The sequence below is a fragment of the Streptomyces sp. MAR4 CNX-425 genome, assembly GCF_048656465.1.
Taxonomy (GTDB): Bacteria; Actinomycetota; Actinomycetes; order Streptomycetales; family Streptomycetaceae; genus Streptomyces.
This window is the reverse complement of the sequence record NZ_JBMDLF010000003.1, coordinates 676,353-690,142: the sequence shown is the minus strand read 5'-3', so window position 1 is coordinate 690,142 and position 13,790 is coordinate 676,353. Positions and strand designations below refer to the sequence as shown.

The window sequence follows — 13,790 nt, the reverse complement described above, 5'->3', positions numbered from 1 at the left end:
GTCAGGCTTCCTCCGCCCGCGGGTCGAGGGCTCGTACGACCAGGTCGCCGACGAGGTTGACGAGGATGACGATGGCCGCGACGGCGAGCACGACGGCCTGGATGACGGGGTAGTCGCGCTGCCCGACCGCGCTCATCAGCAGCGAACTCATCCCCGGCCAGCCGAAGATCGTCTCCACCAGCACGGTGCTGCCGATCAGCGTGGTCAGCTCGACGGTCGTCGCGGACGCCACCGGCAGCAGCGCGGTGCGCAGCGCGTGGTCCCTGATCACCCGCTGCTCGGGGAGGCCCTTGGAGCGGGCGGTGCGCACGTAGTCCGCGGAGAGCGTCTCCAGCATCGCCGACCGCGTCATCCGCGTGATGACCGCGCATGAGGCGGCGGTGAGCGTGACCACCGGCAGGATCAGGATCTGCACGTGGCTCACCGGATCCTGCCAGGGCGTCGTGAACCGCTGCGGCGGCAGCACCGGCACGAGGAACGCGAAGACCATCAGCAGCAGCGCGCCGACGACGAACACCGGCAGCGAGATCCCGAAGATCGAACCGGCGACGAGCGCGTGGTCGGCGGGCTTGTCGGCGCGGGTGGCCGCGACCCGGCCGAGCAGCACGCCGAGGGTGAGGGCGATGAGCAGCGAGATCAGCACCAGCTCCAGCGAGTTGCCCAGCCGGTCCGGCAGATCCTTCATCACCGGCCGGCTGCTCATCAGCGACGTGCCGAGGTCGCCCTGGAAGAGCCGGCCCCAGAAGCCGAAGTACTGGCTGACGAAGGAGTCGTTCAGGTGCATCGTCTCGCGGGTCTGCGCGACCTGCTCCTCGGTGGCGCCCTCGCCGAGCGCGGCGCGCGCCGGGTCGCCGGGAATGAGGCGGACGAGGAAGAACACGATGCTGCCGACGGCGAAGAGTTGCAGCAGCGCCTGCGCGAACCTGGTGAGGAGGAACCTTCTCATTTCCCCTCCATCCATATGCGGCGCAGCGTCACTCCGGTCCACGAGCCCTTGGGCGGGTGCCGGTAGCCCTTGACGTAGTCGTAGTGCGCCTCGCCCTGCTGGCGGCGTACGGTCCAGGTCATCGGCACCAGCTCCAGCGCCCGCGCCTCGACGTCCCGGTAGATCTCGTCGCGCAGCGCGCGGTCGCGGGTGCGGCGGCCCTCGGCGAGGAGCCGGTCGAGCCGGTCGTCCCGGAAGTCGGTGTTCTTGGTGAACGTGCCGGAGCTGCCGAGGAAGTCGCTGAGGGAGGCGGGGTCGCCGAACTTCGGCGCCGTGCCCCAGGAGTGCACCGGATACGACCGGGCCTCGACGCTGGCCCGGAAGGTCAGCCACTCCTGCTGGGTGAGCCGCACGTCCACCCCGGCCGCGCGGATGCCGGGCAGCATCGCCTGGGCGGGGCGCGCGATGACCGAATACGTGCTGGTGGTGACGACCGGCAGCGTCAGCCCCTCCTGACCGGCCTTCTTGAGCAGGAAGCGGGCCTGCTCGGGGTCGTAGCCGAGGGTGTTGTCGAGGGAGCCGGAGTAGCGGGCGAAGGCGGGCGGCATGAGAGCCCCGTCGATGGGCTCGCCGTGGCCGAGGAGCGCGGTCTCCAGCACGGAGGGCCGGTTGACGGCCAGCGCGACGGCCTTGCGGACGCGGACGTCGTCGAACGGCGGCTTGCTGGTGACGAAGCCGACGAAGCCGAAGCCGAAGCTGCGGTCGGAGGCGAAGCGCAGCCGCGGGTTCTCGGCGATGACGTCGACGTGGGTGGCGGGAACGTAGTCGATCATGTCGACGGTGGCGGTGCGCAGGGCCGTGACACGGGCGTAGTCGTCGCTCATCGGCTGGAAGACGAGGCCGTTGAGATACGGCAGTTCGGGCTCGAAGTACTCGTCGAAGCGCTCGAAGGTGGTGCTCACCCCGGGGATGCGCTCGACGAACCGGAACGGCCCGGTGCCCATGACCTGCGTCTTGGGATCGGCGCCGGACTCGATCCAGCGCTGCGAGACGATGTTCGCGGTGGGGTTGGCGAGGACGAAGGGGATCGTGGAGTCCGCCTGCCGCAGGCGGAAGACGACCGTGTCGGCGCCGGTGGCCTCGACCTCCTCGACCAGGTCGAGAAGCGGGCCGGTGGTCGCCGCGGTCTTCTCGTCCTTCATGCGGCGGAAGGAGAACGCGACGTCCTGCGCGGTCAGCCGCGTACCGTCGTGGAAGCGAACGCCGGGGCGCAACTTCACCTCGTACGTGGTGTCGCCGGCCCAGCCGAACTCGGCGGCGAGGTCACCGATGATCTCGCCGTCGCCGTCGTACTGGAGCAGGGCGTTGTACGTCAGCTGCCGCAGCAGGTCGGAGGCGGAGCCGGTGGTGACGTGCGGGTCGAAGTTGGCCGGGTCCGTGGAGAGCCCGAAGTACAGCACGCCGCCCCGGCTGGGCCGACCGGGCCGGGGCGTCACCTCCTCCATGGACGACGGCAGGGTGACGGGACTGCCGCATGCGGCCAGCGCCGCGCTGCCCAGCGCGCCGCCGCCGGCGGCGAGCAGGTGACGCCTGCTGATGGGTGCCATTGACCTCTCCACACATCGGGGCTGGGGGACGAGCCGTACGAGCCGTACCGGCGGTGGATCCACCGTGCATGTGGCAGATATACACGGGGTCCACATGGGGGTCAACGGGTGTGCAGAGCTTGATTCCGGATGAGAAGCGGTGGTCAGGGGCGGTGCGGTCCGCGCCGGGGGCGGGGTGGGGTGGGACGGGGCGGCGGGGGACCGGCGGGTGGGCGGGTGCCGGGGGGTGTCGGGGGGCGGGGGCCGGTGGGTGGGTGTCGGCCCGCGGTGTCGGTGGGAGGGGAACTGTCTGGCTCGGGGCTGCGTGGCTCGGGACTGCATGGGCTGGGGCTGCATGGGCTGGGACTGCGTGGGCTGGGACCGCGTGGCCCAGAGCGCGTGGGCCGGGAGCGCGTGGGCCGGGGCTGCGTGGGCTGGGACTGCGTGGGCGGGGCCGCGTGGCCCAGAGCGCGTGGGCCGGGACTGCGTGGCTCGGGGCCGCCTGGCTCGGGGCCACGGCAGACTCGGGCGGGGCTCGGGCGGGGCTCGGGGGCCCGGCTCGGGGGGCCGGGCCGGGCCCGTGGCCTCAGTGGGCCAGCCTGGCGCGTACCTCGGCGAACAGGTCCGGGTACGTGCTGCCCCAGGTCACGGCGGCGTGCGACAGCGCGTCCAGGGCGGCCCGGAGCGGGTCGGTGTCCGCGGCGGCGAGGAGCGCGGGGAGCGCCATGGCCTGTTGCAGCACGTTGTCCCGCAGGCCGTCCGTGGAGTCCACGACGGTCTCCGGCACCTCCGGGTCCGCGAAGAGCCGCCGGAACGCCCGCCCGTGGTCGTCCAGCGGCGCCGGCAGGTCCTCCCCCCGCTCCACGGCGTCCAGCCCGGCGGCTATCCAGCCGATACGGTCCAGCCCGGCGGCGGTCAGCGCCCGCCGCGCCACCCAGCGGGCCAGGTCCCGCTGCGCGCGGGGGCCCACGGCGTCGACCTCGTCGATCAGGTCGCGGTCCAGCTCGACCATCATCAACACGTTGCCCCCGACGGCGCGGACCCGCGCGCCGGGTATCCGCCCACCCCACCGCTGCCGCTCGGCCCACCCGTGGGCCCCCTCGTGTTCGCGCTCCTTCGCCTCCCGCTCGCGGCGCTCGGCGGCGGCCAGGTTCCCGGGCGTGGGCGGCGCGGGGAGCTTGCGGGCGACACGGTGCCAGTACGCCGCGCGCCGGGACGTCTCGCGGACGATCCGTTCCGGGGCGGGCGGGGCGGGCCAGAATTGCAGCAGATAGTGGTCGGCGGGCGGGGCGACGTCGGCGAGGGCCGCCTTCGGGTCGGCGGCCGGGTGGTGGTCCTGGTCGTGGTCCTGGTCCTGGTTCGCGCCGGACAGGTCGTCCTCGACGTCGGCCGCCTCCGCGTCCGCCGCGGCGTCCATCCCGCGCGCGCAGTACCGCACGCGGTGGTCGGTCTCCGCCAGCTCCGCGGCGCACAGCTCCCCGTCACCCCACGGGAACAGCGACATCCGCGGCGAGGCGGGCCGGAACGAGACCTCGACGACCTCCTCCCAGCGCTTCCCGACCGGCGGCTCCGCCTCGTGCACCTCGACGGTGAGCCCGACCCGGCCGGTGTGCGTCCCGGTGGTCAGCAGCAGATGCCCCGGCACGGCCGCCCCGCACAGCCCGTTGCGCTGCCCCGCGCGGGGGTCCCACGCCTTCCGCCCGAGCGGGTCGGGCCGGCTGTCCACGGAGAACTGCATGAAGCCGACGCGAAGCTCGCCCCTGTACACCGTGTGCATGCCGCCAAGTCTGCCCGCCACCACTGACAACGGGGCACGGACAGCGGGACCCCTCCCCGGGCCCGTGGGTAGGTTCAGTGCTGCGGACATGTCACGCAGGGCGGGTGGGAGGGGCGATCCCCGTGGCCGAGGCGGAGCGGACCGGCGAGCGAGGATGGGTGGCGCGCGGAGCCGCCCGCACCGGCCTCCTGATCACGCCGCTCATATGCGTCGCCCACGCGTGGGCCGTCACCCTGCTCTACCGCACCGTCGCGCGGTCCACCTTCGCGCTCCTCCTGCTCCCTCTCCTCGCCACCGTCGTGATGCTGGTGATCGCCATCGTGCTGCTCTGGCTTGCGGCGGGCGGGGATACCGACGGCCGCTTGCTGGTCTTGGTACTGGGGTTCCAAGCACTGCTGCTCACGTACGTCGGCGCCTACTTCGGCATCGGCAACTGGACGCTGCGCTGGCAGGGGACCGGGACCACGTGCACGGTGCTCGCCGTCGAGAAGCGGTGGGAGATGCCCTTCCTGATGGGCCCCCAGAGTCAGCCCATCGCCGACCTTCACGACGGCATGGTCCTCCATTACGACCACGAGCTGACATGCGCCGACGACCACGCACCCGGGATGATGACCACCGAGAGCGGACAGGAAGTCGGCGAGCAGGTCGCGGTGGTCTATGACCCCTCGGCCGGCTGGGGCTCCTGGGGCATCACCCCGGCGACGGAGCTGGAGTGGCGCACCAACGAGACGGGCGTGAGCGCCGTGCTGGTGTCCGGCGGCACGGGAGTGTGGACGCTGTGCGTGCTGGGGTGCGCGGCGGCCGACGTCCGGGCGCACCTGCGCTCCCGGCGGTGAGCGGCGGGGATCCGCGCAGGGCTCAGGGCGCCAGCTTCATGTCGATCCAGGGAACGGTCTCGCCAGGCAGCACGTAGCGCTCGGTCTCGACGAAGCCGTTGTTGCGCGCGAACCGCAGCCCGCTGTCATTGGCCGCCAGCACCACCGTCGCGATCTGCTCCGCGCCCAGCTCCCACGCCTTGAACAGCCCGCGCGCGTACAGCTCCCCGCCGATGCCCCGGCCGCGGTGGTCCGCGAGGACGCGGGCGATGACGGTGGCGGTGCGGGTGCCGTCCCCGTCCTCGGGCGGCCGGACGGTGCTGGAGCCGACGAGGACGTCGCCGAGGTGGGCGACCTCCAAGTGGTGGCGTCCGGCGCGGTCGCGTACGTCGTCGAGGGAGAGGTGGTGCGTGGGGATGGTGACGTTGTGGACGTGCCGCCAGTCCCGGAGCGCGGCGCCGTCGACGGCCTGCGCGAAGCGAAGATCGGACACGTCAGCAGCCAACCGTGCGGAAGCCCCGCGCGTCAAACGCGCACCGGGGCCGTCCGTCAGTGCCCGCCGGCGGGCTCGGTACAGCCGGTGCCCTCCATGTAGACGCCGTGTACGTCGATCTCACCGGGCCAGCCGGTGTTGCCGCTGATACACGGCCCGGCCCCGGCGACCATCACGTCCCACGCCACGGCGGACGCCCCGGCCTGCTGTGCTGTGACGGTGCCGGGGTCGTAGCCGAGGTCTTCGAGGACGAGCCGGATCCGCTTCTCGTCCTTGAGGTCGGCGGGGTCGGCGCCGTCGAGGGCGGCGGAGATGAGCGCGGCGTGAGCCTCGCCGCGGCACAGCTCGTCGGGGGAGACATCGGTGGTCTGCTTGTAGGCGTGGTTCTCGGCGTACTTGGGATTCTCGGGCAGCGGCTCGTCGGCCGCCCGCTCACTCACGCTCGGGCTCGCCCCGACCCCGGGCTCCGCCGGTACGCCCCGGCACTTCTCCGCGACGCCCGGCCACGCCCGGTCGTGCTTCGTACGGGCAGCCTCGGCGTACTCCTCGGCCGTCGACGGCGAGGCACTGCCGGACGGCGCCCCCGAACCGCCGGCCCGCTCCTCCCCGCACCCCGCCAAGACGACCACGCCCAGACAGCAGGCGGCCACCCCGACCACCCCGCGACGCACCCCGGCAACCTTCATGACGCCCCCTTGGCTTCAGTCCCCCGGGGCGATTCTGACCTACCGCCACGAGTCGCGCTGCTGCGGAGGTCACATCCGGGCTGTCAGCCGACGTAGTTCTTCAGGATGTCCGTGTCGAGGGTGATGCCCACCGGGTCGGGGAGAGTGACCTCCTCGCCGAAGGGAGCGCGGTGGGTGTCCAGATAGCACCCGCGCTCGGCGTCGGGGTTGGTGTGCACGACGACGGTGCCGGCCTCGCGGTCCACCAGGAGGTAGACGGGGATGCCGACCGCCGCGTAGGCACCCGGCTTGTCCTGCCGGTCACGACGGTCGGTGTCCCCGTCGTACGAGGTGACCTCGACGGCCATCAGCACGCCGTCGGAGTCTGACCACTCGCCGTAGCCGGCGAAGTGCCCGTCCGGCGCCAGGACTCCGTCAGGGCGGGCGCGTCCTTTGCGGTACTCCTCGACCTTCAGCCCGCGCCCGCTCGAATAGAGAAAGAGATCCGGGCGATACTGCATGCAGCGCCTCAGCAGCCACCTGATGATCTCGTCGTGGTCTCCGTCCGGCACGCGCTTCTCCTCGATCCGTCCGTTGAGGAACTCCAACGTGACGGTCTCGGGTGCGGTTGAGGCGATCTGCTCGAACTCCTCCGCCAGCATGTGAGACGTGGTGCGTTCGGCCATAACCGTCATGGTGCCCTCCTTTCCAGTCGGGCGCCAGCTTCGCCCGTCCCGGGCGCGGGTGTGTCACATTACGTGACGAGTCACTCCATTGGGTGATCGCCGGCGGCGGCCGTACGTCACGGCCCCCGCCGCGTGGCGGGGGCCGTGACTCGGGTTCAGCGGGGGTGCGGGTCAGCCGTGGCGCTTGGCGAACTCGACGAGGCCGACGAACGCCTCGCGGGTCAGGGTGAGGTGGGGGCCGTGCGGGTCCTTGCTGTCGCGGACCAGGAACTCGCCGGTGGCCGCCGCGTGTTCCGGCGCCCACTCGATGCACTCACCGCCCTCGCCACCGCTGTAGGTGCTCTTGACCCACGCAATCTCAATGCACTGGCCGCCTTCGCCGCCGCTGTACGTGCTCTTGACCCACCGCAGGGGCCGGGGGCCGTACGTGATGCTCATCTGGTGTACTCCTCCGCGATCTCTCGAATGAGAGCCAGGGACTCGTCGGGGTCGCGAGCGGACGCGCGCAGACGCTCGTACGCCGTGCGCGCGTCGTCCACCGCCGCGGCGGAGTCCGTCACGTGCCCCTGCCCCCTGCTCTCCGAGTACAGGACAGTTGCCCCTTCGTCTGGCGTTAGCAGGATAAACGGCAGGGACGACGCGGGAGCCCCGGCCCGGGAGCGCAGAACTTGAAGCGTGATGTGGGGGTTTCCCGCCTCCGAGGCAAGGTGGCGCAGCTGGTCGGCCATGACGGCCCGGCCGCCCACCTCGGTGCGCAGCGTCGCTTCGTGCAGGATCACCCACAGCAAGGGCGGCACGTCGCGCTCCATCACCTCACGACGGGCCAGCCTGGCCTCGACCCTGGCCTCGATCTGGTCGTCGGTCTCCCGTGGGTGCGTGGCCCTGAACGTCGCCTCCGCGTAGTCCGACGTCTGTAGCATGCCCATGATCAGCGAGTTGGAGTAGTTCTCAATTCTTTTGGCCTGCTTTTCCAGGTTGGTGTACGGCACGAACCAGCCGGGATGCCCGCGCTCGCTCACCCGGACCAGCAGGCGGGCGAAGTAGCCGGACGTATCGAAGAACCGGTCACACCCCTTGGCGAAGTGCATCGACGGCAGTGCCTTCCCGTTCTTCACCTTGGACACGTACGGCTCCTTGTAGCCCGTCGCGTCGGCCAGTTGACGCTGGTTGGCACCTTTGTGGGCCAGGGCCGCTTCTACCTCGCGGCCGAACCAGTGAAGGCCGTTCGCGGGCTCACCGTTCAGTTCGGGTGACGGTTCGGTCATGCGTGCAACACCCCCGATTTCCAGCGGGTTTGGAAAGCGATTCGGCCTGGTGAGCGTACGTCACCCCGGTGATGCTGGGGGTACACAGCGTAATCATCCGACCCGGACGAGGGACGGACCGGAACGACAGCTCAGCAGCACCCGGAACGAGGCAGGAACCATGACCACGTACGCGCGCCAGTTCGCCCGGAGTGCCCGCTCGGTCGGTCACGCACGTGACTTCGTCGTGTCCCGCGCAGGCGCCGCCGGCCATGCCGACCGCGTCGACGACATCCGCGTGTGCGTCTCCGAGCTGGTGACCAACGCCCTGGTGCACGGCACGCCCCGGGGCCGCCAGTTCCGCGTGCAGGTCACCGTCGAGGACGACGCCGTACGCGTCGAGGTCCACGACGCCAGCGCCGCACCCCCGCACCTGCGCCACCCCGCCGCCACGGACGACCACGGCCGTGGCCTGCACCTCGTCGACGCACTCGCCGACGAGTGGGGCACCGCCGACCGCACCGGCCCCGGCAAGGTCGTCTGGGCGACGTTCAAGCGATAGGGGTCGGTGGTGGCCTACGTCCGGGGTGACCGAGGACCGTGGGCGATCCGGGCCGGGGGGCCGGGGCGGTGCCGGGCCGCCCACCGGCCCCGGCCGCCCCCGACACCGGCGGCCCGTCGCCGCCGCCCCGTCACGCACGGCCGTCCACCCCGACACCGCCCGCCACAGCGGTGGCCGGGCGCTGCCCGGCACTCGCCGGGGCAGGTACCTGTCCGGCGGTGCGGGCACAATGGGCGCATGCGCGACGGCACCGCACTCGGCGACTTCCCGCGCACCCGCCGCGGTGGGTGCGCACCCGCGGACGTGGGCCTCCCCTCGTACCGCGCCTGCCGGGTGCCGGGGCTGCGGCGCGGGGAACCCGCCCGGCCGCGCGGCGTGCGCGTCACGTACTGCACCCGGCCGGAGCCGGGGCAGAACCACCAGACGTCCCCCTCGGTGATCGAGGCCCTGGGCGACGCCTCCGGACACCGCATCCCGATGTGCAGCGCCCCGGACGGCAGCCCCGCACACCCCGCACGGCAACTCCCGCACCTCACCACGAGCACGCGCTGACGCGGGCGGATCGCATGGCGATGGTCGGCCTCCACTCCATCCCGGCGCAGCCGCAGCCCGCGCCGTGCGAGTCCGCGGCGTGGCCGCCCCCGGCCGCGCTGGCGCCGTACGTCGTCGGGTGGTCGGCGTTCCGCGCGGGCGGCGGGGCGGCCGTGCGGCACCGGCTGCTGCCGGTCAACGTCACGGTGCTCGTCGTCGACGTTACCGGCGCCGACCGGCTCGTCACCGGGGCCCGCGCCGGCTACGGCATCCACGCCACGGAGCGGTGGCGCGAGGGCGTCACCGTCGGGCTCACCCCCGCGGGGACCGCGGCGCTGCTGGGCGCCCCGGCGCGGGAGTTCGCCGGCGCGACGGTGCAGCTGGCGGACGTGCTGGGGCGGCGGCGGGAGGCGGAGCTGGCCGAGCGGCTGGCGGCGGAGCGGGAGATGGCGGCGCGGCTGGCGGTGGTGGCGGAGCGGGTCGGGGCGTGGCTGGCGGCGGCGCTCGGCGGCCGGGGCGCCGCTGTCGCCACCCCGGCGGCCGCGGCCGGGGTGGCGCCGGACGGGGTGGTGGCGCGGGCCTGGCGGCGGTTGCAGCGCCCCGGGCCCCGGATCGCGGTGCCGGTGCTGGCGGAGCGGCTGGGGGTCAGCCGGCGGTACCTGGAGCTGCGGTTCCAGCGGGAGATCGGCCTGTCGCCGGGGCGCGTGGCCCGTATCGCCCGCCTCCAGCACGCGGTCGGCCGCCTCGCCGCCACGCTTCCGTACGGGCCGACCGACCCGCCGCCGTACGGGCCCGCCGACCCGGTGCGTTCCGGGCCCGCCTACGCCCCCGGCCACCCCGCCCCGTACGACCTCGCCCGCACCGCCGCCGTCTGCGGCTACGCCGACCAGCCGCACTTCACCCGCGACGTGCGGGAGCTGACCGGCCTCACCCCCGCCGCCCTGTGCGCAAATCTTCAATACGCCGCGCCCGCCCGCCGCTAGCGTCCCGCCCATGGCGCTCAACGGCAGAACGGCACTGGTGACCGGCGGTTCCCGCGGCATCGGCCGGGCGATCGTGACCCGGCTCGCCCGCGACGGCGCGCGCGTGGTCTTCACGTACAAGGAGAACGAGGCCGCGGCGGACGAGGTCCTCCGGGCCGTCCCCGGCACTCGCGCCGTCCGCGCCGACCAGGAGCGGCCCGAGGCTCTCGCCGAGGCGTTCGCCCCGGTCCGCGACGGGCTCGACATCCTGGTCAACAACGCGGCCGTGAACCCGCGGATGCCGCTCGCGGAGCTGACGGCGGCGGAGTTCGACCGGGTCATGGCGGCGAACGCGCGGTTCGGGGCCCTCGCGATGCGCGAGGCCGCGGCGCTGATGCCCGACGAGGGCGGCCGGATCGTCAACATCTCCACGCTCAACACCGCCGTTCCCGCGCCGGGTCACGCGCTTTACTGCGCCAGCAAGGCGGTGCTGGAGCAGTTCACGCGGGTCGCGGCGCGGGAGCTGGGGCCGCGCGGCATCACCGTCAACGCCGTGTCCCCCGGCGCCACCGAGACCGACCTCCTCCACGCCACGAACCCCCCGGAGGCCCTGGTCCAGTCGGCGGCCTTCACGGCCCTGCAACGCCTGGGCCGCCCGGAGGACATCGCGGCGGTGGTGGCGTTCCTCGCCGGGCCGGACGCGGCGTGGGTCACCGGCCAGAACATCCGCGCCACGGGCGGCCTGCTGGTCTGAGCGGACCGCCGCCCCGGGCGGACCCCCGGGCGGAAGCCGGCCCGTCCGGTCGATGCGGACGGGCCGGCCGGGTGCCGTCGGCGCCTACCCCGGGGGCCGGGCCGGTTACAGGTCCACCGGCGTGCCTCCGATGGTGACCGTCAGGCCGCCGTCGGAGGCGAAGGACCAGTCCAGGGAGCCGGAGTACGGGGCGCACCGGGATCCGTCGGAGCCGGACCACCACTGGTTTCCGCCGGCGTCGTCGCCGATGATCCGGTCGTTCGACCCGCCGTCGCAGGAGGTGTTGTTCCGGAACGTCGAGTCACCGGCGTCGAAGTTGTAGTTGCGCTCCTCGTTGCCGATGCTCAGGTTGTTCTCGATCGTCATCGACCCGGGGTTCCTGTTGTAGGTGAAGCCGTGCTTCCCGTTGTCGAAGGCGATGGTCCGCACCACGGTGTGGTCGACCGCGATGTCCTCGCCGCCCAGCTTGAAGCCGTTGCGGTCGCCGCTGGAGTTCTGCGTGCCGTCCGAGAGCGTTCCGTTCCCGTACGCGAGCGAGTCCTCGACGGTGACCGCGCCGATCGGGCCGGTGTCGTCCTTGGTGTACATGTCCCAGCCGTCGTCGATGTTGTGGTGGGCGACGCAGTTCCTGAAGACGTTCCCCGGGCCCGTGGTGAGTTTGGGGGCGAACCCGTCGGCGTCCTCGCCGTCGGAGTCGGCGTTGTCGTGGGACTCCGAGCTGAGGACGAGGTTGTTCGACGGCCACTCGGAGGAGGGGGCACCGGCGGTGTAGCGCGACAGTTGCAGCCCGGTGTCGCGGTTGTACCGGGTCACCACCCGCTCGATGATGTTGTCGTTCCCGCCCAGCAGGATCCCGTTGTCGCCGGCGTGTTCGACGACGAGGCCCCGCAGGTGCCACCGGTCGCCGCCGATCGCCAGCCCGCGGTTGGACGAGTCCTCGCTCTGGGCGGAGAAGTCCAGCACCGGGGTCTCGCCGGGGTAGGCGAACAGTTCGGTGCGGTTGCCCTGGACGCCGTCGTTGCCCGGCTCGATGTGGACGGTCTGCGCGGGGTGGTACGTACCGCCGCGCAGGTAGATCGTCCCGCCGGGCCCGATCCGGTCGATGGCCGCGGTGAGCGTCGTCGGGTCGGACTCGCTCCCGGAGGCGCCGTCGCTGCCGCCCGGCGCCACGTACAGGGCGTCCGCGGTCGGCGGGTCGCCGCCGCCGTCGTCCGGCGGGGTGCCGGTCGGGGAGTCCAGGTAGTCGATGTTCGGCAGGCCCGCGGAGCCGGTGGCGACCAGCCGTACGGTGTTGGTGCCGGAGCTCAGCGGCGCCTCCAGGGACTTGGTGGACCAGGTGGTCCACGAGCCGGTGGCCTCGAACGAGACCGACCGGACCGTGGTGCCGTTGACGACGAGGTCCGCGCCGCGGGCCGACGAGCCGCCGTTGGCGAAACCGACCTCCAGGGTCGCGGAGCCGGCCTCGGCCGCCTCGACGGTGAACCCCGCGGCCGCGCCGGCGGCGTTGTCGGTGTTGCAGAACCCGGTGCCGGAGTAGCCGGCGTGTTCGGATTCGATCGCGCCGTCGCACGTCGCCGAGGAGGACTCGGCCTCGAACCGCGCCGTCTCGCCGTCGTCCGGCGGGTCGGTCGGATCCGGGTCCTGCGGCGTGCAGGTCCCGTCCGACACCTTCAGGCCCTTGCCGGCGCCCGCCGTCTCGTTCACGACCTCCGGCACGCAGGCGGCGTCGTCGGGGCTGTACGGGTACGGGATGCCGACCGTGGTGGTGGACTGCGGGTCGGGGCCGGCCGGGTAGTTCTCGTCGCCCTCGTCCGACCAGGTCACGTTGTCGTAGATGTTGCCGCCGACGTCCCAGTAGCCGCGCTCGTTGGTGTAGAAGGTGCCCAGGACGTCCTTGGAGTCCTGGAAGTAGTTGTTCTCGACCTTGGCGCGGGCCCCGGCGCGGGAGTTGATGCCGGACTTGACGAGGCCCACGTAGTGGTTGGCGTACATGTGGGCGTCGCCGCCGCGCAGCAGGGGCGTGCGGGAGTCGATGTTCCGGTACAGGTTGTGGTGGAACGTGACGTAGCCGTTCGAGGTGTCGCTCTCGCTGGATCCGATGAGGCCGCCGCGGCCGGAGTTGCGCAGGATGCTGTAGGACAGGGTCACGTACCGGGTGTCGTTCTTCATGTCGAACAGCCCGTCGTACCCCTCGTCCTCCCCGCCCGACGCCTCCAGGGTGAGGTGGTCGGCCCAGACGTTGCGGACGCCGCTCTCCATGCCGATGGCGTCGCCGCCGTTGGAGGTGGGCGAGCCCGACTTGCGGACGTTGCGGACGGTCACGTTCTGGATGATGATGTTGCTGGATTCCCGGATGTGGATGCCGAGCTGGTCGAAGACCGCTCCGCCGCCGACCCCGACGATGGTGACGTTGCTGACCCGTTTGAGGTCGATCACGTCGTCGGTGACGTCGCAGCTGTCGCCCGACACGTCGCTGGTGTTGCCGTGGTTGATGGTCCCTTCCACCTCGATGACCACCGGGGTGTCGGCGCCGGCCCGGTTGCACAGGGCCTCGTTGATCTCGGTTCCCGTGGTGGCCCGCACCGTCTGCCCGCCCGCGCCGCCGGTGGTGCCGCCGTTCTGCGTCGCGTAGCCGGTGGCGTCGCCGGTCGCCGCCGACGCCCCGGTCATCGACAGGACCGAACCGGTCGCGGCCGTGAGGGCCATCGCGGCCAGGGCCGCGTGGAGCCGCAGCCTGCCTCGCCGTCGTCTCATCTCGTCTCCCTGCTCGTCTTCGAACGGTGAGCG

Annotated in this window: 14 protein-coding genes; 5 read left to right on the top strand and 9 right to left on the bottom strand. The window is 72.6% G+C overall.

What is annotated here, in order from left to right; all coding sequences use genetic code 11:
* Nucleotide 1 precedes the first annotated feature (1 nt).
* From ACHZ99_RS12800 to ACHZ99_RS12790, 3 genes are all read right to left on the bottom strand, one after another.
* A complete protein-coding gene (locus ACHZ99_RS12800; protein WP_420304596.1) occupies nucleotides 2-946 on the bottom strand; it encodes an ABC transporter permease in 945 nt (314 codons plus the stop codon).
* On the bottom strand, nucleotides 943-2,532 hold the full coding sequence (locus ACHZ99_RS12795) for an ABC transporter substrate-binding protein (RefSeq protein WP_420304595.1): 1,590 nt from the start codon (nucleotides 2,530-2,532) through the stop codon (nucleotides 943-945). Before ACHZ99_RS12795 ends, ACHZ99_RS12800 begins: the two co-directional genes overlap by 4 nt.
* Nucleotides 2,533-3,097: 565 nt before the next feature.
* Nucleotides 3,098-4,288, bottom strand: coding sequence for a hypothetical protein (locus ACHZ99_RS12790; protein WP_420304594.1), 1,191 nt, complete (start codon nucleotides 4,286-4,288; stop codon nucleotides 3,098-3,100).
* Nucleotides 4,289-4,446: 158 nt separating this feature from the next.
* Between ACHZ99_RS12790 and ACHZ99_RS12785 the strand changes: the two genes are divergently transcribed.
* Nucleotides 4,447-5,127 (top strand): hypothetical protein, encoded by a 681-nt coding sequence (locus ACHZ99_RS12785; RefSeq protein WP_420304593.1) that lies wholly within the window; start codon nucleotides 4,447-4,449, stop codon nucleotides 5,125-5,127.
* A gap of 22 nt (nucleotides 5,128-5,149) precedes the next feature.
* Here ACHZ99_RS12785 and ACHZ99_RS12780 read toward each other — a convergent pair whose 3' ends face one another.
* From ACHZ99_RS12780 to ACHZ99_RS12760, 5 genes are all read right to left on the bottom strand, one after another.
* Nucleotides 5,150-5,599, bottom strand: a complete 450-nt coding sequence (locus ACHZ99_RS12780; protein WP_420304592.1) for a GNAT family N-acetyltransferase — start codon at nucleotides 5,597-5,599, stop codon at nucleotides 5,150-5,152.
* A 56-nt stretch (nucleotides 5,600-5,655) separates the two neighbouring features.
* Nucleotides 5,656-6,285 carry a hypothetical protein gene (locus ACHZ99_RS12775; RefSeq protein ID WP_420304591.1) on the bottom strand — a complete coding sequence of 210 codons (630 nt, stop codon included), beginning with the start codon at nucleotides 6,283-6,285 and terminating at the stop codon, nucleotides 5,656-5,658.
* An 83-nt stretch (nucleotides 6,286-6,368) separates the two neighbouring features.
* Entirely contained in the window at nucleotides 6,369-6,959 is a 591-nt protein-coding gene (locus ACHZ99_RS12770) for a Uma2 family endonuclease (protein ID WP_420304590.1), read from the bottom strand.
* Between the two features lie 162 nt (nucleotides 6,960-7,121).
* A complete protein-coding gene (locus tag ACHZ99_RS12765; protein WP_420304706.1) occupies nucleotides 7,122-7,313 on the bottom strand; it encodes a DUF397 domain-containing protein in 192 nt (63 codons plus the stop codon).
* A 71-nt stretch (nucleotides 7,314-7,384) separates the two neighbouring features.
* Complete coding sequence (locus ACHZ99_RS12760) at nucleotides 7,385-8,215, bottom strand: helix-turn-helix domain-containing protein (protein ID WP_420304589.1); 831 nt, start codon at nucleotides 8,213-8,215, stop codon at nucleotides 7,385-7,387.
* Nucleotides 8,216-8,375: 160 nt separating this feature from the next.
* Between ACHZ99_RS12760 and ACHZ99_RS12755 the strand changes: the two genes are divergently transcribed.
* The 4 genes from ACHZ99_RS12755 (at nucleotide 8,376) to ACHZ99_RS12740 (ending at nucleotide 11,003) form a co-directional block, all read left to right on the top strand.
* On the top strand, nucleotides 8,376-8,756 hold the full coding sequence (locus ACHZ99_RS12755) for an ATP-binding protein (RefSeq protein WP_420304588.1): 381 nt from the start codon (nucleotides 8,376-8,378) through the stop codon (nucleotides 8,754-8,756).
* A gap of 237 nt (nucleotides 8,757-8,993) precedes the next feature.
* Nucleotides 8,994-9,308 carry a hypothetical protein gene (locus ACHZ99_RS12750; RefSeq protein WP_420304587.1) on the top strand — a complete coding sequence of 105 codons (315 nt, stop codon included), beginning with the start codon at nucleotides 8,994-8,996 and terminating at the stop codon, nucleotides 9,306-9,308.
* A 14-nt stretch (nucleotides 9,309-9,322) separates the two neighbouring features.
* Nucleotides 9,323-10,270, top strand: coding sequence for an AraC family transcriptional regulator (locus ACHZ99_RS12745; RefSeq protein ID WP_420304586.1), 948 nt, complete (start codon nucleotides 9,323-9,325; stop codon nucleotides 10,268-10,270).
* 10 nt (nucleotides 10,271-10,280) lie between these two features.
* Entirely contained in the window at nucleotides 10,281-11,003 is a 723-nt protein-coding gene (locus tag ACHZ99_RS12740) for an SDR family oxidoreductase (protein WP_420304585.1), read from the top strand.
* A gap of 105 nt (nucleotides 11,004-11,108) precedes the next feature.
* On the opposite strand, the gene ACHZ99_RS12735 is transcribed toward ACHZ99_RS12740, so the two are convergent.
* The gene (locus ACHZ99_RS12735; RefSeq protein ID WP_420304584.1) at nucleotides 11,109-13,757 is read right to left on the bottom strand and encodes a carbohydrate-binding protein; all 2,649 of its coding nucleotides are present in this window, start codon (nucleotides 13,755-13,757) and stop codon (nucleotides 11,109-11,111) included.
* Between the last annotated feature and the right edge of the window lie 33 nt (nucleotides 13,758-13,790).

Excerpts from the sequence above, each read along its gene's own strand:
- ACHZ99_RS12800 (WP_420304596.1), bottom strand. The coding sequence starts at position 946 with ATGAGAAGGTTCCTCCTCACCAGGTTCGCGCAGGCGCTGCTGCAACTC.
- ACHZ99_RS12790 (WP_420304594.1), bottom strand. The coding sequence starts at position 4,288 with ATGCACACGGTGTACAGGGGCGAGCTTCGCGTCGGCTTCATGCAGTTC.
- ACHZ99_RS12760 (WP_420304589.1), bottom strand. The coding sequence starts at position 8,215 with ATGACCGAACCGTCACCCGAACTGAACGGTGAGCCCGCGAACGGCCTT.
- ACHZ99_RS12775 (WP_420304591.1), bottom strand. The coding sequence starts at position 6,285 with ATGAAGGTTGCCGGGGTGCGTCGCGGGGTGGTCGGGGTGGCCGCCTGC.
- ACHZ99_RS12770 (WP_420304590.1), bottom strand. The coding sequence starts at position 6,959 with ATGACGGTTATGGCCGAACGCACCACGTCTCACATGCTGGCGGAGGAG.
- ACHZ99_RS12745 (WP_420304586.1), top strand. The coding sequence starts at position 9,323 with ATGGCGATGGTCGGCCTCCACTCCATCCCGGCGCAGCCGCAGCCCGCG.
- ACHZ99_RS12740 (WP_420304585.1), top strand. The coding sequence starts at position 10,281 with ATGGCGCTCAACGGCAGAACGGCACTGGTGACCGGCGGTTCCCGCGGC.
- ACHZ99_RS12750 (WP_420304587.1), top strand. The coding sequence starts at position 8,994 with ATGCGCGACGGCACCGCACTCGGCGACTTCCCGCGCACCCGCCGCGGT.
- ACHZ99_RS12755 (WP_420304588.1), top strand. The coding sequence starts at position 8,376 with ATGACCACGTACGCGCGCCAGTTCGCCCGGAGTGCCCGCTCGGTCGGT.
- ACHZ99_RS12795 (WP_420304595.1), bottom strand. The coding sequence starts at position 2,532 with ATGGCACCCATCAGCAGGCGTCACCTGCTCGCCGCCGGCGGCGGCGCG.
- ACHZ99_RS12735 (WP_420304584.1), bottom strand. The coding sequence starts at position 13,757 with ATGAGACGACGGCGAGGCAGGCTGCGGCTCCACGCGGCCCTGGCCGCG.